This is a genomic window from Comamonas sp. BIGb0124, assembly GCF_003752175.1.
GTDB lineage: Bacteria > Pseudomonadota > Gammaproteobacteria > Burkholderiales > Burkholderiaceae_C > Comamonas_F.
Genome location: NZ_RJVF01000013.1, coordinates 251,840 through 275,680, shown reverse-complemented (window position 1 = coordinate 275,680; position 23,841 = coordinate 251,840). Strand labels below are relative to the sequence as shown.

At 54.9% G+C, this 23,841-nt stretch carries 23 protein-coding genes; 10 read left to right on the top strand and 13 right to left on the bottom strand.

All coding sequences use genetic code 11. The features are described 5' to 3' along the window. Window positions 1–63: 63 nt before the first annotated feature. The 7 genes from EC845_RS22210 to EC845_RS17535 form a co-directional block, all read right to left on the bottom strand. Window positions 64–2,292: a hypothetical protein gene (locus tag EC845_RS22210; protein WP_148077337.1), complete on the bottom strand. Its 2,229-nt coding sequence runs from the start codon at window positions 2,290–2,292 to the stop codon at window positions 64–66. Window positions 2,293–2,417: 125 nt separating this feature from the next. Beyond that, complete coding sequence (locus EC845_RS17560; protein ID WP_370451353.1) at window positions 2,418–4,631, bottom strand: polysaccharide biosynthesis tyrosine autokinase; 2,214 nt, start codon at window positions 4,629–4,631, stop codon at window positions 2,418–2,420. A 79-nt stretch (window positions 4,632–4,710) separates the two neighbouring features. Further along, window positions 4,711–5,145: a low molecular weight protein-tyrosine-phosphatase gene (locus EC845_RS17555; RefSeq protein WP_123299421.1), complete on the bottom strand. Its 435-nt coding sequence runs from the start codon at window positions 5,143–5,145 to the stop codon at window positions 4,711–4,713. Then, window positions 5,142–6,344 (bottom strand): polysaccharide biosynthesis/export family protein, encoded by a 1,203-nt coding sequence (locus tag EC845_RS17550; RefSeq protein ID WP_233598146.1) that lies wholly within the window; start codon window positions 6,342–6,344, stop codon window positions 5,142–5,144. Before EC845_RS17550 ends, EC845_RS17555 begins: the two co-directional genes overlap by 4 nt. A gap of 101 nt (window positions 6,345–6,445) precedes the next feature. Further along, on the bottom strand, window positions 6,446–9,448 hold the full coding sequence (locus EC845_RS17545; protein WP_158615724.1) for a YjbH domain-containing protein: 3,003 nt from the start codon (window positions 9,446–9,448) through the stop codon (window positions 6,446–6,448). Then, entirely contained in the window at window positions 9,448–10,026 is a 579-nt protein-coding gene (locus EC845_RS17540) for a YjbF family lipoprotein (protein WP_158615723.1), read from the bottom strand. The genes EC845_RS17545 and EC845_RS17540 overlap by 1 nt, the downstream gene beginning before the upstream one ends. A gap of 207 nt (window positions 10,027–10,233) precedes the next feature. Further along, window positions 10,234–10,539 carry a hypothetical protein gene (locus tag EC845_RS17535; RefSeq protein WP_123299419.1) on the bottom strand — a complete coding sequence of 102 codons (306 nt, stop codon included), beginning with the start codon at window positions 10,537–10,539 and terminating at the stop codon, window positions 10,234–10,236. A gap of 262 nt (window positions 10,540–10,801) precedes the next feature. On the opposite strand from EC845_RS17535, the gene galE reads away from it, so the two are divergent. The 4 genes from galE (at window position 10,802) to EC845_RS17515 (ending at window position 14,753) form a co-directional block, all read left to right on the top strand. Then, window positions 10,802–11,881: a UDP-glucose 4-epimerase GalE gene (gene galE, locus EC845_RS17530; RefSeq protein WP_123299418.1), complete on the top strand. Its 1,080-nt coding sequence runs from the start codon at window positions 10,802–10,804 to the stop codon at window positions 11,879–11,881. A gap of 71 nt (window positions 11,882–11,952) precedes the next feature. Beyond that, the gene (gene kdsA / locus EC845_RS17525) at window positions 11,953–12,798 is read left to right on the top strand and encodes a 3-deoxy-8-phosphooctulonate synthase (RefSeq protein ID WP_123299417.1); all 846 of its coding nucleotides are present in this window, start codon (window positions 11,953–11,955) and stop codon (window positions 12,796–12,798) included. Window positions 12,799–12,819: 21 nt separating this feature from the next. Beyond that, window positions 12,820–13,425 carry a phosphatase PAP2 family protein gene (locus EC845_RS17520; RefSeq protein WP_123299416.1) on the top strand — a complete coding sequence of 202 codons (606 nt, stop codon included), beginning with the start codon at window positions 12,820–12,822 and terminating at the stop codon, window positions 13,423–13,425. Between the two features lie 1,082 nt (window positions 13,426–14,507). After that, window positions 14,508–14,753 carry a hypothetical protein gene (locus tag EC845_RS17515; RefSeq protein ID WP_148077334.1) on the top strand — a complete coding sequence of 82 codons (246 nt, stop codon included), beginning with the start codon at window positions 14,508–14,510 and terminating at the stop codon, window positions 14,751–14,753. On the opposite strand, the gene EC845_RS17510 is transcribed toward EC845_RS17515, so the two are convergent. Then, entirely contained in the window at window positions 14,750–15,553 is an 804-nt protein-coding gene (locus EC845_RS17510) for a D-hexose-6-phosphate mutarotase (RefSeq protein WP_123299414.1), read from the bottom strand. The two genes, EC845_RS17515 and EC845_RS17510, sit on opposite strands and share 4 nt — an antisense overlap. Window positions 15,554–15,694: 141 nt before the next feature. On the opposite strand from EC845_RS17510, the gene EC845_RS17505 reads away from it, so the two are divergent. From EC845_RS17505 to alaE, 3 genes are all read left to right on the top strand, one after another. Next, window positions 15,695–17,131: a mannose-1-phosphate guanylyltransferase/mannose-6-phosphate isomerase gene (locus tag EC845_RS17505; RefSeq protein ID WP_123299413.1), complete on the top strand. Its 1,437-nt coding sequence runs from the start codon at window positions 15,695–15,697 to the stop codon at window positions 17,129–17,131. 183 nt (window positions 17,132–17,314) lie between these two features. Further along, entirely contained in the window at window positions 17,315–17,791 is a 477-nt protein-coding gene (locus EC845_RS17500) for a hypothetical protein (protein WP_123299412.1), read from the top strand. A gap of 133 nt (window positions 17,792–17,924) precedes the next feature. Then, window positions 17,925–18,389: an L-alanine exporter AlaE gene (alaE, locus tag EC845_RS17495; protein ID WP_123299535.1), complete on the top strand. Its 465-nt coding sequence runs from the start codon at window positions 17,925–17,927 to the stop codon at window positions 18,387–18,389. Between the two features lie 15 nt (window positions 18,390–18,404). Here alaE and EC845_RS17490 read toward each other — a convergent pair whose 3' ends face one another. Continuing rightward, the gene (locus EC845_RS17490; RefSeq protein ID WP_123299411.1) at window positions 18,405–18,725 is read right to left on the bottom strand and encodes a YciI family protein; all 321 of its coding nucleotides are present in this window, start codon (window positions 18,723–18,725) and stop codon (window positions 18,405–18,407) included. 263 nt (window positions 18,726–18,988) lie between these two features. Here EC845_RS17490 and EC845_RS22205 point away from each other — a divergent pair, with 263 nt between their 5' ends. After that, complete coding sequence (locus EC845_RS22205; RefSeq protein WP_148077333.1) at window positions 18,989–19,222, top strand: hypothetical protein; 234 nt, start codon at window positions 18,989–18,991, stop codon at window positions 19,220–19,222. 958 nt (window positions 19,223–20,180) lie between these two features. After that, window positions 20,181–20,615 (top strand): NUDIX hydrolase, encoded by a 435-nt coding sequence (locus tag EC845_RS17485; protein ID WP_123299410.1) that lies wholly within the window; start codon window positions 20,181–20,183, stop codon window positions 20,613–20,615. 68 nt (window positions 20,616–20,683) lie between these two features. Here the strand turns inward: EC845_RS17485 and EC845_RS17480 are convergent, their stop codons facing one another. Beyond that, entirely contained in the window at window positions 20,684–20,872 is a 189-nt protein-coding gene (locus EC845_RS17480) for a hypothetical protein (RefSeq protein WP_123299409.1), read from the bottom strand. A 171-nt stretch (window positions 20,873–21,043) separates the two neighbouring features. Between EC845_RS17480 and EC845_RS17475 the strand changes: the two genes are divergently transcribed. After that, window positions 21,044–21,412, top strand: a complete 369-nt coding sequence (locus EC845_RS17475; RefSeq protein ID WP_123299408.1) for a YXWGXW repeat-containing protein — start codon at window positions 21,044–21,046, stop codon at window positions 21,410–21,412. Window positions 21,413–21,477: 65 nt separating this feature from the next. Here the strand turns inward: EC845_RS17475 and EC845_RS22200 are convergent, their stop codons facing one another. The 3 genes from EC845_RS22200 to EC845_RS17465 form a co-directional block, all read right to left on the bottom strand. After that, on the bottom strand, window positions 21,478–22,266 hold the full coding sequence (locus EC845_RS22200; protein WP_148077332.1) for a hypothetical protein: 789 nt from the start codon (window positions 22,264–22,266) through the stop codon (window positions 21,478–21,480). Then, window positions 22,263–23,174: a HipA domain-containing protein gene (locus tag EC845_RS22195; protein ID WP_148077331.1), complete on the bottom strand. Its 912-nt coding sequence runs from the start codon at window positions 23,172–23,174 to the stop codon at window positions 22,263–22,265. Before EC845_RS22195 ends, EC845_RS22200 begins: the two co-directional genes overlap by 4 nt. 228 nt (window positions 23,175–23,402) lie before the next feature. Further along, the gene (locus tag EC845_RS17465) at window positions 23,403–23,693 is read right to left on the bottom strand and encodes a hypothetical protein (protein ID WP_123299406.1); all 291 of its coding nucleotides are present in this window, start codon (window positions 23,691–23,693) and stop codon (window positions 23,403–23,405) included. Between the last annotated feature and the right edge of the window lie 148 nt (window positions 23,694–23,841).

Genomic DNA, 23,841 nt, shown 5'->3' with positions numbered 1-23,841 from the left:
TCGATCGGCAATTGTCAGCCATCCGCAACGCGAAAGAGTGCAGCCTCGTGTTTGAGGCTGTAATCATGTGGTCGCAGTGAAAATTTGTCCGTCCGATTGGTGGCTGGGATCACCACCGAACTTGACATACAACTTATTCTCGTTTGACCAAATCCTAGCAGGGCCAATATGAACAGGAGACTCCCAGGAACCTTCGAATTGAACAGCCTTTCCTGGATTTACTAAAAGGCGGTCGGGCGTTTTCTTACTAAATGCCAGCTCTCCACTTTGCCCTTGGCCGTCGCTGAGTCGTATCGACGCGCCTTGTGCTGTTACACGCACATCAAACTCATTGGATTTACCCTCAGCTGAACGGTATGCATAAGGCGTTACCATTGTATGGACAGCTCCAGCTTGCACCAGCCACCCGACTGGGTTACGAGAATGATCTGGGATGCTTACTATCTGTGTTGTGCTATGTTGTTCACGGAAAACACCTCTTGGATCAAAGACTTCAACAGTGTTAGTCCCTGACATACGATAGCTGACTTCTAGGCGTGCTGATTTTGATGGATTTGCTTTTGGCATAACCAAAACTCCGACTGCTCCATCTCCGCTGGCATTTGATACTACGCTGGCCACAAAGCGAACATCGCTGGGGGCTTTTCTCCCTTCATCGCCTACAAGTATGCCAATGGTGTCGTTGCCGTCACCATTTCTAATATTGGTGCCATGGACGTTAAGATTGAATGCATATCCAACTTCAATCATCCGTTGATTGTCCAAAACGCGAATTTCTTTAATATCTTTTTGGCGTTTGGGATATGCGTGAATATGCCCGCCGTAAATATTGAAGTGCGTAACAGGACGTGCTGCTGTTTTTGATGAGTCGATACGCACGAAACAGGCATTGCCACAGTCACGTATTATTGGCGAATACAGAGTGAACTGATTGCTACGATCGCCAGTGTCGATAATGGTGTCATGTAGTTCAAAGACGGCTTCGTCTTGATATCGTTTTTGCCAATATCGATCTTCAATTTTTTCTGTATTGGTGTTAAATTCACGAGGATCTTTGCCCGAATTGGTTTTTGTGCAAATGTAATCTTCGTGAGGAATTCGTCGCCACTGTGACTTGGATGATGCTGGTGATGCGCCTGCGCTCTCGGTAATGGCTATGTATCTATTGCCTTGGTGTCGAATAATACTCTCAATGGCATATTTCTTTTGCGGTTCCCATTCTGGATTGGAGATTCTTGTTAGCTCTCCCTGCTTATATCCGCGTGCATTCGTCCAGAAATCAGGTGAATCAAATGCCAGCCGCTCAGTGCAATTGACAAATTGGGGGAAAAATAGGGTGGATTCTCTGATCTTATCTCCGTAGAATCCGTGGCCCCGAGCGCGCTCTACGCGTAAATTGGCGATGCATAAGTGGTCAATGCCTACAACTCGTATTCCTCGGCATTTGTAACGCGCATCAATGTGAATTTTATTGGCGACGACTGGCCATCTAAAGTAGGGTGTCGATTCTTCAGCAATGATTTCGACCAAGTACTCGCCTTCAAAGTCATCGCCTGCAACAACAATTCCATCCCATTTTATGTTCTGAAAGCCCTTTTTTATGATCACAGGGCGATCTACTACCCAGGTCCCAGGCGGTATGTGTGGGGCGCCAAATTTTTCCGAATCCTCAAATAGTTTGTCCATGGCATCGCTATTGGTGCGTGCCATAGATCTGTCTGATGTTGGGGCGTCTCGTTTTGCGCCTTTATCTGACAGGGTCTTGAATTCCGATAGCTTTTCACTGAGATTTCGATCGATTGATCCATCACCTTCAGCTCTAATTCGAATCATTCCTCCTCCCTTTTGGGGGTCGGTAGTATTCGAAAGGTCTGTTTTTATAGTTGATGAGGCAATTTCTGCTAGATAGCCTTCACTTTTATAGCCTGAAGCAGCCCAGGCTACTTCTCCATGCTTATTCTTTGCAATGACTTGATAGGGTCCATCCCAAAAAATTGATGCAGCGCCGTCGGCGTCAAGCTGAATAGAGTGATCATAAGCCTGCTTGAACTCAGGATCTCTATAGGCCGTTTTGGGAGCACCGGTGGACGGATCAAAAGTGCTGATGGAGCCGAGTGCCAATCGCCGTCCATTTAAATCATGGAACTGATTGCTTCCTGATATAGGGAGTGAGGGTGGCAGATGCAAGGGCTGCGAGCCTGACGGTTCCGTGACCTGATTAGCAATTGCTGAACTTCCAATGCCCAATCCAACAAAAGAGAGGGCTCTGCTGAAGAAATTTCGACGGCTCATGAGATTCTTTCCATTGGATGCACGAAACAATCTGATTGCACGATTGTGTTGAAGTTCAGTCTGGTCGCAAGCGATTGGCAATAAAAAAAACGCATCGACTTATCGATGCGTTTTGAATTTTTTTATTACGACTTATTGCTTGGTGCGTAATCGTAATTAGCGTATCGATAGCCACCGTATTTGTAACCGTATGCTCCAGCATACCGCCGGGTCGTATCTATGCCATTGAACAGCACACCGTTAACGCTACAACCGCTGTGTGCAAGCCGCTTAACGCTTTCGTTTAGTTCTCCAGTTTGCGTCAACTCTGCCCGGGCAACAAGCATCACAATTCCTGCTGTTTTCGCTGCCGCAGCGGTATCTGCAGCTACCAAAACTGGAGCGGTATCGATGATAACCATATCGTAATCACTAGAAACGCGTTCGACGATGCGCGCAAACGCCTCCGACATCAACAGCTCCGCCGGATTTGGCGGGAATGTGCCCGTCGTCAGAACATCGAGGCCGCTTAAAACATTCTTATGAATAGCTTTTTGAGCATCGATAGAGCCGACGATAAGATCTGAAAGACCATTGTTGCGAGGAAGCCCAAAAAATTGATTGATGTACCCTTTGCGCATATCGGCGTCGATGAGCAACACTCGTTTACCACCTGATGCAACAATGGCTGCAAAATTGGTTGAAACAAAGCTCTTACCAAGTCCAGGTGTAGCTCCTGTAATAACAATGCGGTTGTTGGGCGCTTCGAGCATTGCAAATTGAAGCGATGTCCGTAGGCTGCGGAGGCTCTCTATCGCTGGATCTGCTGCATGCGAATGTGCAAGAAGGTGAATGCCCGGTGCCTTATTTGCAACTTGCTGTGAGATCACCTTTTGGGTGGGACTCAAAGGAATCATGGTGTATACATTGAGCCCTGTATGTGCCTCGATTTCTTGAGCACTTCGTATGCCGCGGAACATCGAGTTTCGAATAAATGCCAATATAACACTGAGAAGAAATCCAATTGCAAAGGCGAGCGCGACTGCCATTCCTTTGCGTGGTTTAACCGGTTCAATTGGCACTACTGCATTGTCAAGCAAACGGACATTTCCCGTTTTACCCTCTTTTACCAACTGCAATTGCATTGAGTTGTTCAGGAGGGATTGATAAAGTTCAGTGTTAACTTGAATGTCGCGCTGGAAGCGCAGAGCATCCTGCTGAACTGTGGGCATGCCCTTGATACGAGTATTGAGTCCTGCGATTTGGGCCTGCCATGCCTGAATCTGACGATCCAGTGTTTGCACGCTTGGGTGTGACGAAGTAAATCGTTCTTCGAGTGCTCTGCGTTGTTGTTGAGCCTCGAACAGTTTTGTCTGCAGGTCGACCGTTTGGGTTAACGCAAGCTTGGCCTCTTCATCCAGTGCAATAGTGCCCTGTCGATTGCGATACTGATTGTAGGCCGCTTCTGAAGATTCCAACTGTTTTTTGAAGTCAGGTAGCTGAACATCAAGAAATGCAAGAGTTTTTTCGGCTTCAGCCGCTTTTCTTTGTACGTTCTGTTGAACATACTGCTCCCCGATTTCATCAAGGATCGTTACCAATCGACTTTTGTCAGAATCCTGCAGACTTACGTTTATGATGCCTGATTGACGACCTTTTTCTGCAATCAATAGATTTGTTTGTATATCATCTACCACGCCATCACGAGACAGCCGGTTCAAAACAAATTGAGCACCTGCCATTCCTTGAAGACTATCGACAGTGAGTGCAATAGGGCCAAGCGCGGTCTGTTGTAATAGAGGTACGCCGATCACGCCACGAACGGGTTGTTCAAGATTAGCTGTGGTTAATGTGTAGGATTTTTCCTCACCAACAGTGAGGATGAAATCTTCGCCTTCCAAGATCGAAGGAACATTAAACTCACTGACTGTGATGTTTTCCTTCCCTGATACATAGCCAGCAGCGCCTAAAAAACCTGGAGTGGACAGGTCTGTTGCACGGCTGGCCATCCAACGTCCAATCACTGGAACATACCGGGGTTGAGCGCTGATGTAGATCTTGGTTGCATCGACGGCACGTCCGATCACCATACGTGATCGCAGTACCTCAATTTCACCACTGGCCGGCGTTTTCACATCAAATAGGCTGGAGGCTGCCCCAAGAAGCGACTGCGCGGCTGATGAAGCTCCAGAAGAATCTTCGACTTGAATTAATAAGTCAGTTTGATAGACTGGTTTTGCCAAGATGGCATACGCAACACCTACGGCTAATGCGACCGTAGTCACCGACGCAATTAGCCATTTATTATCAAGAAGGATATCAAAGTACTCCCTCAGATTGATATCGCTGTCTTCCTCCACGTAGGAAACGGGTGGTTGATTGTTCGAAGGTAGATGAGCGGTTGTCATATGAATAAGAGGGAATTTTGTGGATGCTGTTTTAGAGTTTACGGATGCGCTGAGACCAGTCGTCAATGCCCGCTTCAATCAATCGGAGTGCATATTCGAAAGCGGATTTATCTAAGCGGTAAGGATCCGGGATGTCTACATTCTGATTATGTCCGATTCTGAAGACTTTTCCTTTGGTAAACGGATACATCTTTTCAATTGCATCTCGATGCTCATTTTCCATTACCAAAATCATGTCATGCTCCTTGCACATTGCGAGGGTAAGCTGTCGGGCCCGATGAGGCCTTATGTCAAGTCCTGCGTCGGTCATCAGTTCAACGGCGTGTGGATCTGCCGGATAACCTACTAATGCTCCTAAGCCTGCTGAACCAACTTGGATGTTGTTCAATTTATTACGCAAAAGTGCTTCTGCCATGGGACTTCGACAGATGTTGCCTACGCAAACGATTAAAACCTTTCCAATCATCGTGTGCTAATTTCGCTTCCGTAGTTAATGGCACTGGCAGAAGGCAGAATCAAACTGATGATTCGGTTCCAGCGAGCAAGGCCGACGGGATCGATATAGACCACATCTCGGGACTGTAGTTTAAAGCCATCCGCTACTGCGAGCATAGTAGGATTTTTGGCATCCAAGTGAAATACGCTGGGCGTTCCACCTTGATCACGTCTGATGACGTAAATTTGACCAGGATTGGCTGTGGCCAGATTGATACCTCCGGACTCGCCCAATGCTTGAGCCAAGCTCAATCGTCCATCTCGCATCAGCAATGCGGATGGCCGGAGTGTTTCACCCATCACATAAACCTTGCGCTCATCCCGGTTGCGCACTTCAAGTGCATCCCCATCTTTGAGGATGATTTTATTGGCGTCTAGGCCTTTGGCCTGTAAGTCGGAAAGATCGATTTTAGTTGAACGCCCAGACCGAGTTAAAACAACATTGGAACGATCGCCGTTGGTTGTTATTCCGCCTGCTCGATTCAAAGCTTCTAAGAGCGTCATGGGTCGATCCGTGAAGATCTGAGTACCTGGAGTGCGAACCTCTCCCTCCACATATGCCCGTTTGCTGCGAAAAGCTTGAATCCGTACCGTTAACTGAGGACTTCGAATGAACTCTGCCATTTTGTTGGCTATAAGTTCGCTGGCTTGGAGTTCATTGAGTCCAGCGATTTTTACTCGTCCGATGTAAGGGTAGCTGATTTCTCCATCGGCCCCAACAATAAGTCCTGGGGCTGTACTTACACCGGCAGGATCAACCTGCTGGCTGATAACTGCACCTGCAGAGGGCATGAGCTCTGGGTGATCATAAACAGTGATGGCTATGACGTCACCAGGTCCTATCGTATAAGGTGCGGCTGCATCCGAAAAGAGGGCTGACAACTCCGGAGAAACACTTCCGGGTTGCATTTGATCCATGGCAGTAACAACCTCAGGCGTGATCTGAATAATCGAAGGTTGGCGCGAATTGCTAAATGTTCCCCAACCACGCCCATCATCAGTCGGCAATCCAGTTGTGGCGATGCCACCATGGCCGGGTCCAATCAAACTGCAGCCAGAAAGGGCCGTCAGTGCGGCAAGAGCTGTTGCCTTCAGTAAAGACTGGAATGACCCGTGCATCATGACCTGGGTTTGGCTTATGCCGAATCTTTTAGTATTCAGTTGTTGCATTTTGACTTGATTCGATGAACGAATGCTGGAAATAATTAAAATGATAGTCGGAAGCCATGATCATCCTTTTGGATTGTGCTTGGCTTCGTCGTGAGCGGCTGTTATCTTGATGGCCAGAGATAGTCTTGTCCTGTCTCGCTCGGCTTGATCTCTCGCTGTCTAGCCATGTCCGGTTCGTACTTGAAAGCCGATGCATCACGTGTCGATGTCATTGAATAAAGCTGCCATGAACGCGCCAATTTGGCTCCTCCATCTCGCGTTAGCGGCGTATAAAGGAATGTTCCGTTTGTAATGGTCGATTTAGGCAGCATCAGATCGAATGGGATAGTAACGAACATGCCCTTGTCAAAACTGCCTTCGCCGAATTGAGCCGCGGATACGTTCGTCTTGGTTGCCCAAGCACCTAGCAATACGCCGTTTTTGAAGCGTTTGCTGAGCATCACGGTAGCCCCCCTGTCGCCAGCTAGATACTGCCCTGCACTAAGACTTGCATTAATGCCTTGCCAGCCCGTATCCCAATAGAAAGTCGCGTGTCCCGTGTTGACGTTGTAGTCTCGCATCGAGAAGCGTTGCTCGAAATCGCGTTGTTTTACGCGATTCACATCTATTCCGAATGCCCAGCGGCTGGCGACGGGACGATACAGCCATTCACCACCTACACCCGCAAACATTGGTTCTAACAGCCCGCCGTACACCATTGCGAATTGGTTCGGTGTCAATTGACGTGCGTGCGTAAGTTGTAGATTTGCGAGAGTCAAACGTTCTGTGACGGCATATTCACGCATGTACGTGCGTACCCGCGGAAGACGGCTTGGCGCTGTGTACTGAAATTTATCGTAGTTGTCGATTAATCTCAGATTTGCTGAGCCGCTGAGCCACGTGCGAGGCGTTATACGGTACTCTGCGGATGCTCGAACACCGACCTGATACAACAGGAAAGTATCAGGCCCCCCAAACGATTGCCAGAAGCTCGGCGTGAAGCCTCCTCGGAAGCGGTCTTCCTCACCTGTCCATAACACCTGTTGCTCGCTATTGGCTGCTGTTGGCGTGACAGGAGGGGTAGTCAGAGTATACTTAGAGGGTGTTGGTTTTTGAGTATCTTTTTCTCGTTGATTCTGGATGGCGAGTTCACTCACATCACCTTGCATACGCCAAGGACTGTATGGCAGACCACGATTCCCAAATTCGGTTGGATAATGGGCTTCGACATGGCGAGTTACCCAATCCTTTCGATTGATTCTTTGGGTGTCAAGCAGTAATCCATGATGCGTGAAATCGATGGCAAAATATTGAACACTTGCGGGCGCGTCGCGATTAAGTACCGCAATAGTTCTTTCCAAGCGCTCTTTACGATATGTTGAACCCGAATCTTCGACATTGACGTGTAGCGTTTTGTCTTGTTGGGCGATTGCTTGTACAGGCCAACTGGTCTGTTCAACGAGATCTGCCGCAGTTTCATTCCATTTCGTTGTGCCGGATACGTCCCTAGGCGCTACATTGGCGGGGACGGGGGGCGGATCGAATGGTTTTGGTGTGTATGCCGTCGCGAGACTATTTCTAAATGTCACGCCTAGCATTATTTTGTTCCCGCGTTCGAAGGCAGCGGAAACGTCCATGTACTTATTGACCCTGTAAACTGCTCCAATATTCAAGGGTGAGCTTGCGTTGATCGGGTTGCCTGCGCGATCTGATTTGTAGTCGTTGCCGTCATATTCTAGTTTTAAAATTAACGGTTCATATGGCGTATGCCATTGTACGCCGCCGAATAAACTTGTTCGGCCTCTGAAGAATGTACTGAAACTGGCTTCGCCTGTACCTGAGGTCGTAGGCCGCGTAGAAAATTTGTCGCTCAATAGGGAGAATGGGTTGCTTAGGTTTCCTCGTGCTCCCAAATATCCCCAGCCTAAACCCACGCTCCAGTCAAAGTTGCCAGTTCGTTTATTTGAAACTACATATTCGCCAGAAAATAATCCGGTGCCGCCTAAGTCACGAACACCAACTGCGAGTTGAGGTAACCATCTTGATTCCTGCCAAAGTCTGACTTTGAAGTCAATGCTTTTGTCTTTGTATGATTGATTAGGGTTGACAACGCCATAAGGCCGGTCTGAAATGTCTGCGTACCTGAATCCACCTTCTAGCCATTCCAATGGCTGGAACATGAGGGTGGCACGTGTATAAGGGCTGATACGGCTTAGCGTAAATCGAATATCACCTTCTTCCGCCATCCGTGATGTAGGCGTTTGAAGTAGACCGATCTCTCCGAAGTCGCTGGATGTAACAGGTAAGTCCCGGCTTCGCCTTGTCGGCGTTTCGCCGTCTTCCGTCAAGGCTGCAGTTGTTCTGCCTATGCCGTCGGTTGCTACGCCCTGAGTCGCCAAATATGCGGCCATGCGCTCCGAGAATTCCTCTGGAATATCACTGTTTCGAGTGGGCGCCCAAATCCAAGAGCCCGGTGCCGGTGGCATTTGAGCTTCCGCATTCCATAGCGAAATGCCGTAGGTTAACTGTTGCCCATCGGGCTGAGTAATCCAAGCCCGATCCCGTTGGTTGGCGTCGCTGCGAGAAGTGCAGGCAGCCAGATACTGCCAAGCCAACGCACCTGCGCGATGAGGTACTTGACAGATCTCGCCGTTTTCTAAGACCACAGTCACGGTGTTCGGCCGCACTGGCAGCACAACACTTTGGCCGGTTTGCAGAACTGGATCTTCGGATGGGTTGACAAACAACCATCGTTCGTCTGGTACGCCCAGCGCCACACGGCCCGTAGCAGACTGTCGTTGGAGCCAAGTCACCAGTCGTGGAAATCGCCTAAAGGATGCCGCCTGTAGGACCAGTTGTTGTTGAAGCGCTTGCTGACGAACTCTTTCCTGCGGAACTTGCCATTGCAGACCTGCATAGTAGGCGTTCTCCGTTTTTGGCTGGCGTGCAAGATAGGCACTCAGCCTTTCCCCCGCAACGACTTGTCCAGTAGCAGATGTAGTGGCCTGCTGCTGCGCGATAGCGGTTGAAGCGGCACCAGCGACCAACAGCGGCAAGGCGCCGTTGCGAATGAACTGGGCAATGATGGAGGGCGCGTAAGGGGGGCGAATTCCGGTCGGTGACATCAGCCACGTTCTCCAACAGATGCAGTTTTTTGTTTGTCGTTGTTTGTGTTGGAGGAGGTCACGGGCCATTGCTGCAAGGTCATGCAGAAATCGGCCGATAAGCACTGCTCACTGTAGACCACGGCTCCGGTTGCCGGGTTGACGGCAAAACGCGAAGCGGGCAGGCGGTCTTCTGACGCGCCACCCGTGGTCGATGCTGTTTCTTGGTACCAGCGCAATGTACTGGGATCTAGCTGCACGAGGCGTGTACTCCACGGCGCACCGTCCATCGGACGGATGGTCACCTGATCGATCAAGCCAGAGCGGTAGCCGGGCATGACGTCGCGCAGGCGCGAGTACTGACTGTCGCTCGACGACGATTGGCCGGTCATAGTCGCCCATGCCGGTGCGGATCGGAGTTCGACATGCCGCCAGTCCACCAAGCGAATGCCCGATGTGCCAGCCACGCGGCCATCGACAAGCCGCAACACCTCACCATCACCGCTGAACCACACTTCGGTGGTGCTCACACGGCCCGTGGCGGGATCTGTATATTTTTCGGTTGCACCTAGCGCAAGCAAGAACGGGATGCCGCTCACCGTGGCGCGAAGATATCGTGCGTTAGGGACCAGAGGGATTGCCTCTACGTCGGTCCGTTTGGTCTTCCACCAGCCAGCCACAGTGTCGACCCAGGCGTCGCTGACGGAACTGCATCCACTTAGCGTAAAAGCGGACGCCACTAACAACAACACGGTGCGGGAAGCCCGGCACCGTGTTGTTGTAACGGGTACTGCCGGAGCCACAGATTACTGCGTGCCGGTGGTGCCGCCTGTACCGCCGGTGCCGCCTGTGCCGCCCGTACCAGTGTTGTTGTCGTCGGAGTTGCTGGAAGCCAATCCGATAGCGGCGATGGTGCCGAGACCGATAGTGGTACCGGCAATGCCCGCAGCGGTGAAGCCACCTGCGCCTGCAGCGCCACCAGCGGCGGCGCCTTCGGTCGCTGCAGCGGCGGGTGCAGTTTGTTCAGGGGCGGCTGCGGGAGCCGCGACTTGGGCGCCAGCGATCAGCGGCGCACTGACCAGAGCGGCCAGCAAAATCTTATGCAGTTGCATGATGAATACCTTTCAACAAAGAGTTGATAGCGATGTGAAGAGGCATGGACCAAGCGCCCAGACCCGATGTCATGGGGATGATAGCATCGTGTGGGCGCAAGACAAAATAAACGTGGCAATCCGGGGAACTGCTAGTTCTGCGCAACATTTTTTGTAGGACTGGGCCGACAAAATTGTACGCCCGCAGTTGTATACAGGCATCTGAGTAAGTCGTTTGGATTACTGCTGTCCGTCTTAATTTCTCCCTCAAAATAAGCGAATTATGAAAGTATTTGTTACTGGTGGTGCCGGCTATATTGGTTCGCACACTGTGGTCGAACTGCTGCAGGCTGGGCACGATGTTGTGGTGTTCGACAGCTTGGTCAATAGCTCTGTTGCGGCGCTGGATCGCGTCTCATCAATTACAGGTAGGTCTGTTGTCTTCATCAGGGGCGATGTGCGTGATCGAGCCGCGTTGGATGCGGCTTTTGCTGCTCATGCGATCGAGGCAGTCATCCATTTCGCGGGCTTGAAGGCCGTTGGCGAGAGCTCAGTCCGGCCTTTGGCCTACTACGACGCAAACGTGTCGGGTTCGATCACACTGTGCGAGGCCATGGCCGCCGCTGGCGTCTACAACTTAGTGTTCAGTTCGTCTGCTACGGTGTATGGGCCCGATGCGCCCGTGCCTTACGAAGAGACCATGCCCTTAGGCCGGGCCTCTAATCCCTACGGTTCGAGCAAGATCATGGCCGAGCAGGTGATGCTCGATCTGTGTAAGGCCGATGCTCGGTGGTCAGTAGCATTGCTGCGCTATTTCAACCCAATCGGAGCTCATCCGTCAGGCCTGATCGGCGAGGATCCCAAGGGCTTGCCGAACAACCTGCTTCCGTTCGTGACACAGGTTGCGGTCGGAAAACGAGAGTCATTGTCGATCTATGGCGATGACTACCCCACTGCTGATGGGACTTGCGTGCGTGATTTCTTGCATGTAGTGGACTTGGCCGTCGGCCATCTGAAAGCACTGGAGGCGCTGGCTACTGTCTCTAAAGGTGCCAGAACTTATAACTTGGGCACTGGCCAGGGCGTGTCGGTACTGCAGATCGTCAAGGCCTTCGAGGCCGTCACCGGGCAGAAGGTGCCTTACACCATTGCGCCGCGCCGGGCGGGTGATCTAGCCGCCTTCTGGGCCGATGCCACCCGGGCCGGTGAAGAGCTGGGCTGGCAGGCCACCCACACCCTCGAAGACATGCTGGCCGATGCCTGGCGTTGGCAATCGGGCAATCCGGACGGTTATGCCGATGCGTCCGCAGCGGCAAAGACGGATGCATCAGGCAAAGCCACCGAGCCCGCCCTGGTCGCGTGAGCATGTGCACAATGCAGGGCTGAACTTTTGGCCCGTGCCGTGCCCCAAGCGGCAACTACTCACTTCGCACCATGTCCACCATCCACATCCAATCCATCGCGGTCGACAACCGCAAGCCCTTTGTGCTCTTTGGCGGCATCAACGTGCTCGAATCCAAAGACCTGGCCTTGACGGCCGCAGCCGAGTACGTGCGGGTGACCAACAAGCTGGGCATTCCGTATGTGTTCAAGGCCAGCTTCGACAAGGCCAATCGCTCGTCCATCCACTCCTACCGCGGCCCAGGCCTGGAAGAAGGCTTGCGGATCTTCGAAGCGGTGAAGCAGGAGTTTGGTGTGCCGGTGATCACCGATGTGCACGAACCTTGGCAAGCCGCACCGGTGGCCGAGGTGGCTGATGTGTTGCAACTGCCGGCCTTCTTGGCGCGCCAGACCGACTTGGTCGTGGCCCTGGCCCAGACTGGCAAGGTGGTCAACATCAAGAAGCCGCAGTTCCTGAGCCCTCAACAGATCGGCAACATCGTCGAAAAATTCCGTGAGGCCGGCAACGAGCAGATCATTCTGTGCGACCGTGGCACCTGCCTGGGCTACGACAACCTCGTGGTCGACATGCTGGGTTTTGGTGTGATGAAAAAGGTCTCGGGCGACTTGCCCGTCATCTTCGACGTGACGCATGCCTTGCAGCAGCGCGAATCGGGTGCGGCGGCATCGGGTGGCCGGCGTTCACAGGTGGCAGACCTGGCCCGGGCGGGGCTGGCCGTCGGTATCGCCGGCTTGTTCCTGGAAGCGCATCCCGACCCGGCACAAGCCAAATGCGACGGGCCGAGCGCGCTGCCGCTGGATCAGCTCGAGCCCTTCCTGGCGCAACTGAAGGCGCTGGACGATGTGGTCAAGGCTTTCGAGCCCCTGCAGATCGATTGACCGCAGAGGCACACCTTGGCGATGCATGATTTTTGGTTGATGGTAAGTGAGCTGGGCAACAGCAAATGGCTGCTGCCTGCTGCTTTCCTGCTCGTCTTGGCATCGGGTGCCAAGCGCTGGCAACTGGGCTGGCGATGGCTCAGTGGCTTGGCGGTTGCCAGTCTGGTAGTGCTGGTGTCCAAACTGGCCTTCATGGGCTGGGGCATCGGTTCGCGGGCCTGGGATTTCACGGGTTTCAGCGGGCATGCGGCGATCTCGGCGGCGATCTACCCGGTAGCCTTGGGTTTGCTGGTAGGTTTGCGTTGGCGTCTGTGGGGGGCTGCAGTTGGTGTGGCAGTGGCCTTGCTGATTTCTTATTCACGCTTGCCGTTGCATGCGCACAGCGTGTCTGAAGTGGTGCTGGGCTCGTTGGTCGGCTTGTCGGCCAGTGCCTGGTTCTACCTGGGGCCGCCGCAGGTGGCTCGGCCCACGTTGCTGGCCTGGGTGGGCGCCGTGGCGCTGGCCTGGGCTGCATCGTTTACGGTGCTGCCGGGCGTGGGGACACATGACTTGGTCATGAAGATGGCGCAGGCGGCTTCAGGCCGTGAGGTGCTGTATACCCGAAAATGGCTACGCCAGCAGGGTTAGATTTGAGTCGCTCAGTATAAAAACTGTCCAGTTGGACAGTTTTTTTATGCCTGCGTATTTCTACATGGGTGCACTCAAAACTCGCTCTGTCATCTTGCCGTTTTATAAATTCTCCAGAATAATCGATCGGAATTCATATAAAGATCGATAGAACTGGGGAAACGACATGGGAATGTTGTGGGAGCGTTGCGCGTGCGCGCAACCTGAATACGCGCGTCTGCATCGAAAACCTTGGATGAAGCTGTTTGGCTCGCGCCGCTTGTATGAGTGCAATGCTTGCGGCAAGCATCAGCTCATTGCTCGCATATCCGAAGCGCGTGAGAGCGGGGATCGCTTTCGTGCGCCTTTGAATCAAGGCCAAAGGCCTTCTGTCTAGCAAGCGCTGACACGGGGATGCCATCTGGCCGTTCTTAGACGGCCGAGCTGATCCTGTCCTCCGCGGTGGGTGACTGCGCGTGTTCTGCTGCCTCATCCGCTCTGCTGGCGGCCTTGGTCATGCTGTAGAAAAACATGCCGCCGATCGGCCAGGCGACTGCAAGCGTGAGTAGAAGTGTTCTCCACATACGGGTCTCCTGAAAGTTGTGACCACGTGGATAGGTTAAAGCCATATCCCTATCAAAGCGCTCAGGGTTAACGTCAGCGCTTTGTGGGAGAGCCGCGCATGGGCCTGTGGGCATCGTGCCGTTTTTGCATGTTTGGTGCGGGGCAGCAACGTTTTGAGCCCAAAACGTGCGCTGTGAACTTTACTTCTTTAAAAACATCACATCCCAGGCATTGCGGGTTTTCCCCGTTCCGGGCTACAGCCTTTGGCAGGTGACCGGTTTCAACTCAAATTCCATAGCAGTTCTTGGTAGAGGAGTGAAAACCCCAATAAAAATACGAATCGTATGAGATAGTGCTAATTCACTGAACTGATACATCAATTTTGATAGCTTGAGGCGTTTTTTGACGAGTACTTAAGTATTGGTTAATTTCGCATTTTGTTATACTGAATGCGGTGTGACAATGCAATCATGACAGCTTGGCATTTGGGATATGACATCTCATCACGTACCAAGTTTTAGTCTCAAAAGAGGATGATCATGGGAGCCCGGCCACTTTTCCACTTGCGTGATGTCGAGATCTATCTAGACGTGCCCAGCTCCAGCCTGGCGTTGGGCCCCATCGTGGTCAACGCCGAAGGTCATGTGCAGCTCGGCGAAGGCTTCTTGATGAGCTTGGAGCAGGCCGAGTCGCTGATCCAGGCTTTGAGCGGTGCAGTGAAGAATGCCCGGGTGTTTCTCGAGCTCGAAGGCAAGCTGCCTTCAGTGCCCGAGTCGGCCAACTAATCGGCGTTCTTCACCGCATCGATGGTGAAGGTGCCCGTAAAGCTCTGGCCTGGCGCCAGTGCGACAGGCTGGTCGACGATGACCGGTTCGACACACACAAACCGCTGCCAGTCTGCGTCGGGCAGATCGGCCAGTTCACGGGCACCGTCGGCACCCGGATTCCAGACCATCCATTGCGTAAAGCCCGTGCTGCTCAGGCGCAGCGTGCGTTGCGGTGTGTGCAGCTCGATCGACTGGCCGCCTGCATACAGGCGTTCGAAGGCTTCTCCCGTCCAGTTCAATTGCGGCGCGTTGTCGATGCTGAAGTCGGGCGCATAGCGGTCTTGCGCCGCAGAGCCTTGCAGGCCGGTGAGCCGGGCCTGCAGCAAGTCTTCAACCGCAAAGTAGGGGTGCAGTCCGCCGGTAAAGCTGAACGCGGTGTCACCGGTGTTAAGCACATCGATCGCCAGTGTCAGGCATGAAGCGGTGAGGGTGGCCGTGAAGGTCAGCTGCGCATGGTGCGGCCAGGTGGGCTCGGTGAGCTGCAGGCCGTAGCAGGCCGTTGCCAAGTCGGCGGTGCCGGCTTGGGTCTGCAGTGTCCAAGGCAGGCCGCGTACAAAACCGTGTTTTTTGAGCGGACCGCGGTCATTGAACTGTGGAAACAGCAGGGGCACGCCGCCACGCAATGGCTGGCCGGCGGCAGGCGTTGGGGTCACATAGAACAACTCGCCGAGCTGCGCACTGCCTGCATGGGCAATCTGGGCGCCCAGCTCGCGGTGATCGAGATGCAGGAGGCGTGTGGGCGGCGTGAGGGTGTTCATCGTGGATGGGGTTCGAGTGAGTCGAGGGCAGTGTACGGGTTGCCCCGAGTAAAGAATTGCATCTTCAGGGTCAACCGGCGCGCTTGGGATGGGACGGTGAAATAATGATGATGATTATTCAGCCTGGTTGATGGAAAAAGCATGATCCCAGTTATTTTGTCGGGTGGCTCTGGGACCCGTCTGTGGCCCCTCTCTCGTGCCAGCCACCCCAAGCAGTTTCTGGACGTGACCGACCAGCAGACGATGTTCCAACTGACGTTGGGGCGATTGCAGGGACTTCCCGACGGCGGCGAGCACAGCCGGGCGCCCATCGTGGTCTGCAACGAAGCGCACCGTTTCATCGTGGCCGAGCAGGCCCGGGTGGCACGCACCCCATTGCGCAGCATCCTTCTCGAGCCGGTTGCCAGGAGCACCGCGCCGGCCATCGCCGCCGCCGCTGCAGTTGCCACCGCCGATGGCCAAGATCCGGTGTTGCTGGTGCTGGCCGCAGACCACGTCATCAACGATGTGGCCGCTTTCCATGCGGCCGTGAAGGCCGGCTTGCCCGCTGCCGAAGACGGCAAGCTGGTGACGTTTGGTGTGGTGCCGACCGCGCCCGAAACGGGGTACGGCTATATCAGCGTGGCGCATGCCATCGAGGCCGGTGCAGGCCCGCAGGTGCAGCCGGTTCAGGCCTTTGTCGAGAAGCCCAACCTGGCCACGGCCCAGGATTACGTGGCCGGTGGCCGCCATCTGTGGAACAGCGGCATGTTCATGTTCCGTGCATCCGCTTACCTGGCCGAGCTCGACAAGTTTGCCCCCGATATCGCCAGCGCTGCGCGTGCGGCGGTCGAACTGGGCAAGAAGGATCTGGATTTTGTGCGCCTGGATGCGACGGCGTTTGCCGCTTCGCCGGAAGACTCCATCGACTACGCGGTGATGGAGAAGACCGACAAGGCCGTGGTCGTGCCGCTGCAGGCCGGCTGGAGCGACGTGGGCGCCTGGAACGCCGTCTGGCAGGTCAGCGACAAGGACGCACAAGGCAATTCGCTGCGCGGCGATGTGGTGGTGCACGATGTGCAGGGCAGCCATGTGCATGCCGGACACCGTCTGGTGTCGGTGCTGGGGCTGCAGGATGTGGTGGTGGTGGAAACCTCGGACGCCGTGCTGGTCGCATCCAAGGACAAGGTGCAGGACGTCAAGAAGATCGTCGAGCAGCTCAAGGCCAAGTCGCGGCCCGAAGCCAGCCTGCACCGCAAGGTGTATCGCCCGTGGGGCGCGTACGACTCGATCGGCAATGGCGACCGCTACCAGGTGAAGTGCATCACGGTGAAGCCCGGCGCCAAGCTGTCGGTGCAGATGCATCACCATCGTGCCGAGCACTGGATCGTGGTGTCGGGCACGGCCAAGGTGCAGATCGACGACAAGGAAGTGATGTTGACGGAAAACCAGTCGACCTACATTCCCCTGGGTGCCGTGCATGCGCTCGAGAACCCAGGCAAGATTCCGCTGGAGCTGATCGAAGTGCAGTCGGGCGCCTATCTGGGCGAGGACGATATCGTGCGCTTCGAGGATCGTTACGGCCGCGCAGGCTCGTAAGACCCAACGATCTGCGGTGAAGAACCGGATGGCCCGGCGTCGAAAGGCGTCGGGCCATTTTTGCGAGTTGAAGATGAAGGCGGCCTGAAGCCCTTGCGGAGCGAACGAGTGTCACACGCCTGGGAAGGCGGGGGCCCTACAGTCGTGCTTTTTGCATAACTGAACACTCGGGGAGTCGGCACGATGGATGGATTGGTCAAGGTAGCAGCGGGTGCGGTGGTCGCGGTGGCGGCCGTGGTGGCGCTGGGGGTGGGCGCGCTGGATCACGTCAAGACGCTGGCCGGCGATTTTCTGGGCGAGGCCCAGAACACGGCGGTGCAAAGCGCCGAATCGCTGACGCAGCAAGGCGCCGGCCTGGCGGCCGCGATGGCGACGCTGGGCATGGGCACGGTGCAAGACACGACCTCGGGCCAGTTGACCCGGGCCCTGCAGTTTTGCCTGGACAACACCTTGCTGACGACCGAAGAGGTGAACCCGGTGCGCCCGGGCATGACGGCCAGCGGCGAATCGGCGGCGGGGCAGGGCGGGCGTTCGTCCAGCGGCTCGACCGATCTGGAAAGCAGCCTGCGTGCGCTGGGGGGCGAGGTGAAGCGCTCGGCCCAGAACAGCGCATGCGATCTGGTGTTGTCGACTGCGCGGGCGACCGCACCCAAAGGCTGACCTCGGCCTACGAATGGCGGGGGCTTGAGCGGGCTGGCTTGAGCGGGCGGCTTGCCGATGTGGGGCCGGGGTGGTTGGGCTATGCTGAATCGCATCGGCATTCCCCTTCGCAGTCCCCCCACTTTTGCACGGCATGACCCAGAACTCCGGATCGACACATCACGGTTGGCGAGCTTTCGCCGCCGACACGACAGCGCTCATCCTGTTTTTCACGACCACGGGGGCGTTGAACGAGCGTTTCATTGCCGGCATGAGCTGGGAAGAGGTGTTGCACGCCCGTTTGTTGGGCGCCGTGCTGATGGTGCCATCGGGCCGGCCCTATGGGCTGTGGCGCGACTGGGTGGTGAGCCATGCCCGGCCGTCGCGGCTGTCGCAGTTGCTTTGGGACACCCTGGCGCTGGTCAGTTTTCAGGTGCCGATCTATGCGGCCATCATCGCCATCAGCGGCGCTTCGGGCCGGGGCCTGTTGCTGGGTGTGATGGGGGCCACGGTGATGATGCTGGTGCTGGGGCGGCCTTACGGTGCTTTCTTGAACTGGGTTCGGGCCTTGTTCAAGTTGCCGCCGGGGGGGAACAAGCCCATGAGCCTGGGGGGCTGAGAACCGGGGCGGGGCTCAGTCCGATCCCGGATGATGACCGGCGGGATCGAACTGCCCGACCCACCAGCGCAGGCGCCAGGGAATGATCTGGACTTGCGCGCGGATGCCGGCTTTGGCGTAGGGGTCATCTGCCTCGAAGCGGATGGCTTCTTGCCGGTCTTCGGTGTCGATGAGCGAGGCGCCGCCGATGATCTGCTGACCGGTCTCGTCGAGCAGTGCGCCCGAAGACAGCAGTTTTCGGCCGTATGACGCGAGGTAGTCCCGGTGCGCTTGCCTGACCTGTTCACGGGCTTCGTCCATGCCGTCGTGGTCGTGGGCAATGATCAGAAAAGGCATGTTGGCTCCTGGATACGACTCGTTATGTTGGAGTTGACTCAGCCATCCTGCGTTAAAAAATGTGTGCTTAAAAGCTGTGACTCAAAGCTTACAAAAATACGCATTTAAAAATTTTTAACAATTTCGATCACGTTCCGTTTTTGTGTCCGTTTTTGTGATTGCAAATTGCGCCCTGAAATCGAGCATGCGATAATTGACTGATTGCAGATGGTGGACTTAGGCCTCATCTTCACTGCGATTTCGTTCGGAATTCATGGGTCAAAATGGCAATCCCTAAAGCTAAGTCTCCAGAGGTGCGCTACGCGAAGAAGTTCCATCGCGTGGGCGGCGTTCGCGTGACTGCGCGAGATGCGAAACGTGCTTCGTTTTTGGAACAAGTTGCCAAAACCAAGCCGACCGATGAGTTTTTGAAAGAGGCTCGCGCGATGGCGCATGAAGTTCAAGTCGCAAAGGATGCGACTTTTCTGGATCGGTTCCGCCGCACGTTGCCAGTGTGATGTTGAGCCTAGAGGGGTACGGGCTTCTGCCGATATCTGAGATCGAGCGGCGGCATCTGGATGGCTTCACGTGTGGCATCGACAGTCTGGATACATGCCAACTATCGCTCGGCGGCCCGTCTGATTGTGGTGGATGCAGCGAATACAGCCAAAGTCCTTCGATTTTACGAGAGCAACGGCTTTGTTTCGTCTCTATGGGCAGAGGATCAGGCTCGGCATCAGGGGCGGTCGGTGCGTGGAAGAAACAACTTGGCGGCAGAGACCGTCAAAATGATTGCGGACATCATGAGGCCATGATCTTGCGTGGCTTACGTAGAAATGCCGCGTAAGTTGAGGCATGGTGCGCATCCGTGGGATGCGTCGGACTGGCCGCATTGCCATCAGTCTACAAGCGCTGTCGCTTTTTTAGTTACACGAAATCGAGTGTGACCAGAGGTCATGCCTCGGCTTGGTGCACGGTGTTTTGCAACTGTGTTTAAAGCGGGTAAGCACCTAGCCCTTGGCTATGGCTAACACTTTCGAGTGCACCTACACTGGCATTGCATCACGAGATGTTTTATGTCAGGAGTTGAGCATGTTGGTTCACGGAATTGCTGTAATCGCTTTGGTTCAGGTCGCGGGTGGCCTGGTTGTCTACAGTCTTGCCAAGGCGGCCAGCCGCGGCAACCGTGAGTCGGAGTTCGCTGCGCAGTAAGACGACGCTCCCCAATCAGCAAGCCCGCGTGTGACGCGGGCTTTGTCGTTTCTGGGGAGGATTGAGCATGGCGTCTTACGCCCGTCTGCTGGGTTGCGGCTTAAGGTGAATGGATCCGTGAGGACCCATGTTCACGAGGCCACCCTCGTCGAGCGTCACGGACTTGGCCCGCCTTCTGGCGGGCCTTTTCTTGGGCTTCGGACGTGTGCCTGCCTCCATCATCAAGTAGCATGACGGCCGCCCGACTCAGCCCTTCCAATCCCGATGTCTGCTCCACACATTCGCGCCAAGGCGCTCTGCATTTTTTCTCATCACGGCAAGATTCTCGTGAGCGAAGCCGTGGACCCCGCCGGGGGCACACGTTTCTGCCGGCCTTTGGGTGGCAGCATCGAGTTCGGCGAAACCAGTGCGCGAGGAATCGTCCGAGAGATCCGTGAGGAGCTCGATGCGGAAATCGTCGACCTCCGCCTCATCGGCACGCTGGAAAACATCTTCACGTACGAAGGCGAGCTCGGACATGAAATCGTCCAGGTCTATGACGCTGCGTTCGCCGATCGATCGTTTTATGGTCGGGCGTCCATCAGCGGGGTGGAAAGCAATGGCCAATCGTTCTCGGCTTTTTGGCTCGATCCAGCGGAACTGGCGCCGGATTGTTTGCTTGTACCGGACGGCCTGTTGCAACTGTTGACCGACCGATAGGGAACTGGGGCACCAGATGCCTTATTCGGCATGCTGCGCGCGATAGCGGCCGCACCAAACGGCCGATATCAGGACTTGCGCAACAGGAGGTCGTTGAGCAGGCGCGTGCCCTTGACGGCCGCTTTGTGCGTGGATTTGACGACTGCCTGTTCGATCTGCTGGTCGACCTTCCGGGCCTTGCTGGGCAGGATGTAGGCCCCGGTACCGGCGAGAGCGACGGCAAAGACAAGTGCTGTCGAAAGATAGCGAGGTGCCATGTCGGTTCTCCTGGAGGCAGGCTCATGGGAGAGCAGATGATGCCGCTCAACGCGGGCTGTGGCAAGTTGCCGTTTCAGGTTCGGCTAAGAAATGCCCTTCATATTGGCTGCACGGACGGTGAGATGTGTGGGCTTGCCTGGTGACCGAATCGTCCGCTTCAGGAGATGAACATGAAGACAGCTTCCATGAATGCATTCCGGATGATCCCCATCGGTGCGACGCGAGCTGCATGGCTGGCGGCGGCGGTGGGCACTGCAACCCTGGTCTCTGCTTGCGTGGTAGCGCCGCCCAGGGCGCACGAAGCGGTTTCGTACCGGGTAGAGGTCGCTCCGCCGCCGCCGCGGGTCGAAGTGATCCCTGCGCCGCGATCGGGCTATGTGTGGGCGCCGGGCTACTGGTCGTGGGATCCGCAGATCCGCAGGCATGTGTGGCTGGAAGGCCGGTGGGAGGTCGAACGCCCGCGCGCCCACTACGTGCCTGCGCATTGGCGGCAAGAAGGGCCGGGCTGGGTTTTTGTGCCGGGCCGTTGGGATCGTTGAGACCCGCGGCTGCGGTGAGCGAGGCCGTGGGCCCCGCTGGCATTCACAATTTTTTCAAGAAAAGATCAATGGCCAGCGGCTTGCTCGATATTGTCGTGCTGCAATGCACTTGCATACTCAATTGTGGGTGATGCTAATGTTTTGAAGTCTTCGACGCCATCAAACAAGCTGAATCCATTCTCGCATGTTACGGCGACTTCGATCAGGACGCGCATATTAAGTGGTGCGTCTAGATTGATCTTCTTGATCTTGCAGCGCACCTCGCGTTTTGCCAGTAGTAGTTTTCTCAGTCCGAGGCAGAAATAGCGGGGTACGTAGCCCAGCAGCGTTTGATAAGGGCTCTCCGCACGGATCGCGATTGCGTTTTCATCTCGAATGTTTTGCAAATCCAGCATCAAGTAGGCATCTGCAGAGCCCTGGTTGTCAGATGCTCTTTCTAGGGCGTCATGGCTGATGGATTTTGCGCCGCGCGAGAAGAAACTGAATGAAAATTGCCCATTGATGTTTTCTGGATCGGCAATCAGTTCATATCCATCGGTCGCTCGGACCCCCCCTGTCACCGCCAATAATTCCATCGGTGTTGTGGGTGTCTCGTTTAGGCCTAGCCAGCTGATATAATTTTTATATTCAGGTCTGGATTTAGAGATGACTCTATTTCTGAAGAATGGAAATAGTGATTTGGAAAGATACGAATATTCCAGTGTCTGCATGCGGCTGAGACCGCTGAATCCCGTAAGGCGTAAGGCACCTCTGGTGTATTTGAGCTCATACCCCATTGCGCTTTCGGTCAATTGAGCCACTGGAATCCACTCGCGTGATTCAGGATCTTGGCCCGCGACAAATAATCTTTTCATGACAGTTTCGCATTCAAAATGCGTTCCTGATTGATTTTTAAAAGCTGGAGTGTGAATTCACGCGATTTTTCACTCATCCAGTCATCCGGCACGTCGTTGATGACACGAGCGACATCATCAAAATCCACAGACGCCAACCTGTTTTTCCACCATTCCGCTGCTCCTGTCGATCTCGCAGACGCACGACGATAGGCTTCTACGGTACCGAGCGCCACCGACTTTTCCCCTTCCTCGTGTGGGAAGAAACCGCTTTTGGCCTTTGTGGCAAATGTCGATATGTGGTAGCCCTTGTCGCTGGTCGTCAATCGTTTTTCTCTCTCGGAATCCATGAGATTTCGTGCCAGACTCGACCCATGATCGTATGAGGGGGACAGTGACAGGAGCCCGTTTGACTTGCGAATCAATGCCCAATTCTGATCATGGCGGTCTTGATTTCCGATCCATGCGTCGAACATTATATAGCCTATGAACACATCCAGGGCTGTATGGATATCTTTTGATGCATCCCATTCCGCCGGGGGGGCGACCGAGTCTTGTGTCTGTTTGAAGTAGGCTAGAACCCGCTGCAGCTTGTGGCTGGTATTTCGATAGGGTCTGAGCTCTTCTGTATGAGCATCGTGGGCTAATGCAGCAAGAATTTCATTGCCATGAATAATTCTCGAGCCAAAGGTTGCTAGGGTCGGCGTGATGACGCCTCGACGTTGTTCATAGGTGGCCAGTTCATATTGCGCATGAGGTATTCCCAGAATTTCGGCAAGATGCGAGGTGACCTTTTCGGCCCAGTTCTCCCCCGTGTTCGGACGGCCCTCTTTGAAAAGACATAATCCAAGATTGGTATCTTGATACCAGAATTTATATTTGGTGCCAAGAGGCTCTGTGTTGATTGCAGCACCGTCCGGAACGGACATTATTGGATACATGTCTGAAAACTGGCCTTTCACCGTTTAAGTACAGTGCTTCAATCGATAGAGGCTGCATTCGCCTTCTCATCAGGCCGACCGCGCGGCCTAGACTAGCACCCTTTGTACCGCTTCACAATAACGCCTTGATTCGCGACATGGCGTGGCGAATGTAAGCATGCAGATCATGCTCACACAGGATGCCCTGTTGCGGGCATTCCTGCGTGTTCAGCCGGCTCAATGCATGCGGGCCAGCCCCAGCGCTTCGCCCGCCACATCCAAGCCATCGACGGCCAGCTCGAGCCGGCCCTGGATGCACTCCAGGAGCACGGCAATGCCCAAGCCGCTCTGTTCATCGAGGGGCGCGGTCTCTCCGCGTACAGCCGACATCAGCAGGCCGATGGCCGCAAAGCTGCCGTACACATCCATTTGAATCTGACGGAAGTCGTTCAGATCCAGCGGGGTGGCCGTTACTGCATCGAAAGAGGGGGATTGGGCGGACGTGCCCGGCGAAATGGTGTTGACCATTGGCTGCTCCAGTTACGGTTTGAGTACTGCCACCTTCCCGCCAAGGAAGGTGGCAGCCCGAACGAGGTTGGCGGACCGATGGAGCACCGGCAGGTCTTGCGACCTCCCCGCCCGAGCCACCGTAAAGGGGGCAGGGCGAAAAAGCCGC

Coding starts and splice junctions, on each gene's coding strand:
- kdsA (WP_123299417.1), top strand. CDS start 11,953: ATGTCCACCATCCACATCCAATCCATCGCGGTCGACAACCGCAAGCCC.
- galE (WP_123299418.1), top strand. CDS start 10,802: ATGAAAGTATTTGTTACTGGTGGTGCCGGCTATATTGGTTCGCACACT.
- EC845_RS17550 (WP_233598146.1), bottom strand. CDS start 6,344: ATGCAACAACTGAATACTAAAAGATTCGGCATAAGCCAAACCCAGGTC.
- EC845_RS17475 (WP_123299408.1), top strand. CDS start 21,044: ATGAAGACAGCTTCCATGAATGCATTCCGGATGATCCCCATCGGTGCG.
- EC845_RS17510 (WP_123299414.1), bottom strand. CDS start 15,553: ATGAACACCCTCACGCCGCCCACACGCCTCCTGCATCTCGATCACCGC.
- EC845_RS17465 (WP_123299406.1), bottom strand. CDS start 23,693: ATGGTCAACACCATTTCGCCGGGCACGTCCGCCCAATCCCCCTCTTTC.
- alaE (WP_123299535.1), top strand. CDS start 17,925: ATGACCCAGAACTCCGGATCGACACATCACGGTTGGCGAGCTTTCGCC.
- EC845_RS17535 (WP_123299419.1), bottom strand. CDS start 10,539: ATGCAACTGCATAAGATTTTGCTGGCCGCTCTGGTCAGTGCGCCGCTG.
- EC845_RS17500 (WP_123299412.1), top strand. CDS start 17,315: ATGGATGGATTGGTCAAGGTAGCAGCGGGTGCGGTGGTCGCGGTGGCG.
- EC845_RS17515 (WP_148077334.1), top strand. CDS start 14,508: ATGGGAGCCCGGCCACTTTTCCACTTGCGTGATGTCGAGATCTATCTA.
- EC845_RS22210 (WP_148077337.1), bottom strand. CDS start 2,292: ATGAGCCGTCGAAATTTCTTCAGCAGAGCCCTCTCTTTTGTTGGATTG.
- EC845_RS17555 (WP_123299421.1), bottom strand. CDS start 5,145: ATGATTGGAAAGGTTTTAATCGTTTGCGTAGGCAACATCTGTCGAAGT.
- EC845_RS17485 (WP_123299410.1), top strand. CDS start 20,181: ATGTCTGCTCCACACATTCGCGCCAAGGCGCTCTGCATTTTTTCTCAT.
- EC845_RS22205 (WP_148077333.1), top strand. CDS start 18,989: ATGGCAATCCCTAAAGCTAAGTCTCCAGAGGTGCGCTACGCGAAGAAG.
- EC845_RS17480 (WP_123299409.1), bottom strand. CDS start 20,872: ATGGCACCTCGCTATCTTTCGACAGCACTTGTCTTTGCCGTCGCTCTC.
- EC845_RS22200 (WP_148077332.1), bottom strand. CDS start 22,266: ATGAAAAGATTATTTGTCGCGGGCCAAGATCCTGAATCACGCGAGTGG.
- EC845_RS17520 (WP_123299416.1), top strand. CDS start 12,820: ATGCATGATTTTTGGTTGATGGTAAGTGAGCTGGGCAACAGCAAATGG.
- EC845_RS17490 (WP_123299411.1), bottom strand. CDS start 18,725: ATGCCTTTTCTGATCATTGCCCACGACCACGACGGCATGGACGAAGCC.
- EC845_RS22195 (WP_148077331.1), bottom strand. CDS start 23,174: ATGTCCGTTCCGGACGGTGCTGCAATCAACACAGAGCCTCTTGGCACC.
- EC845_RS17545 (WP_158615724.1), bottom strand. CDS start 9,448: ATGTCACCGACCGGAATTCGCCCCCCTTACGCGCCCTCCATCATTGCC.
- EC845_RS17505 (WP_123299413.1), top strand. CDS start 15,695: ATGATCCCAGTTATTTTGTCGGGTGGCTCTGGGACCCGTCTGTGGCCC.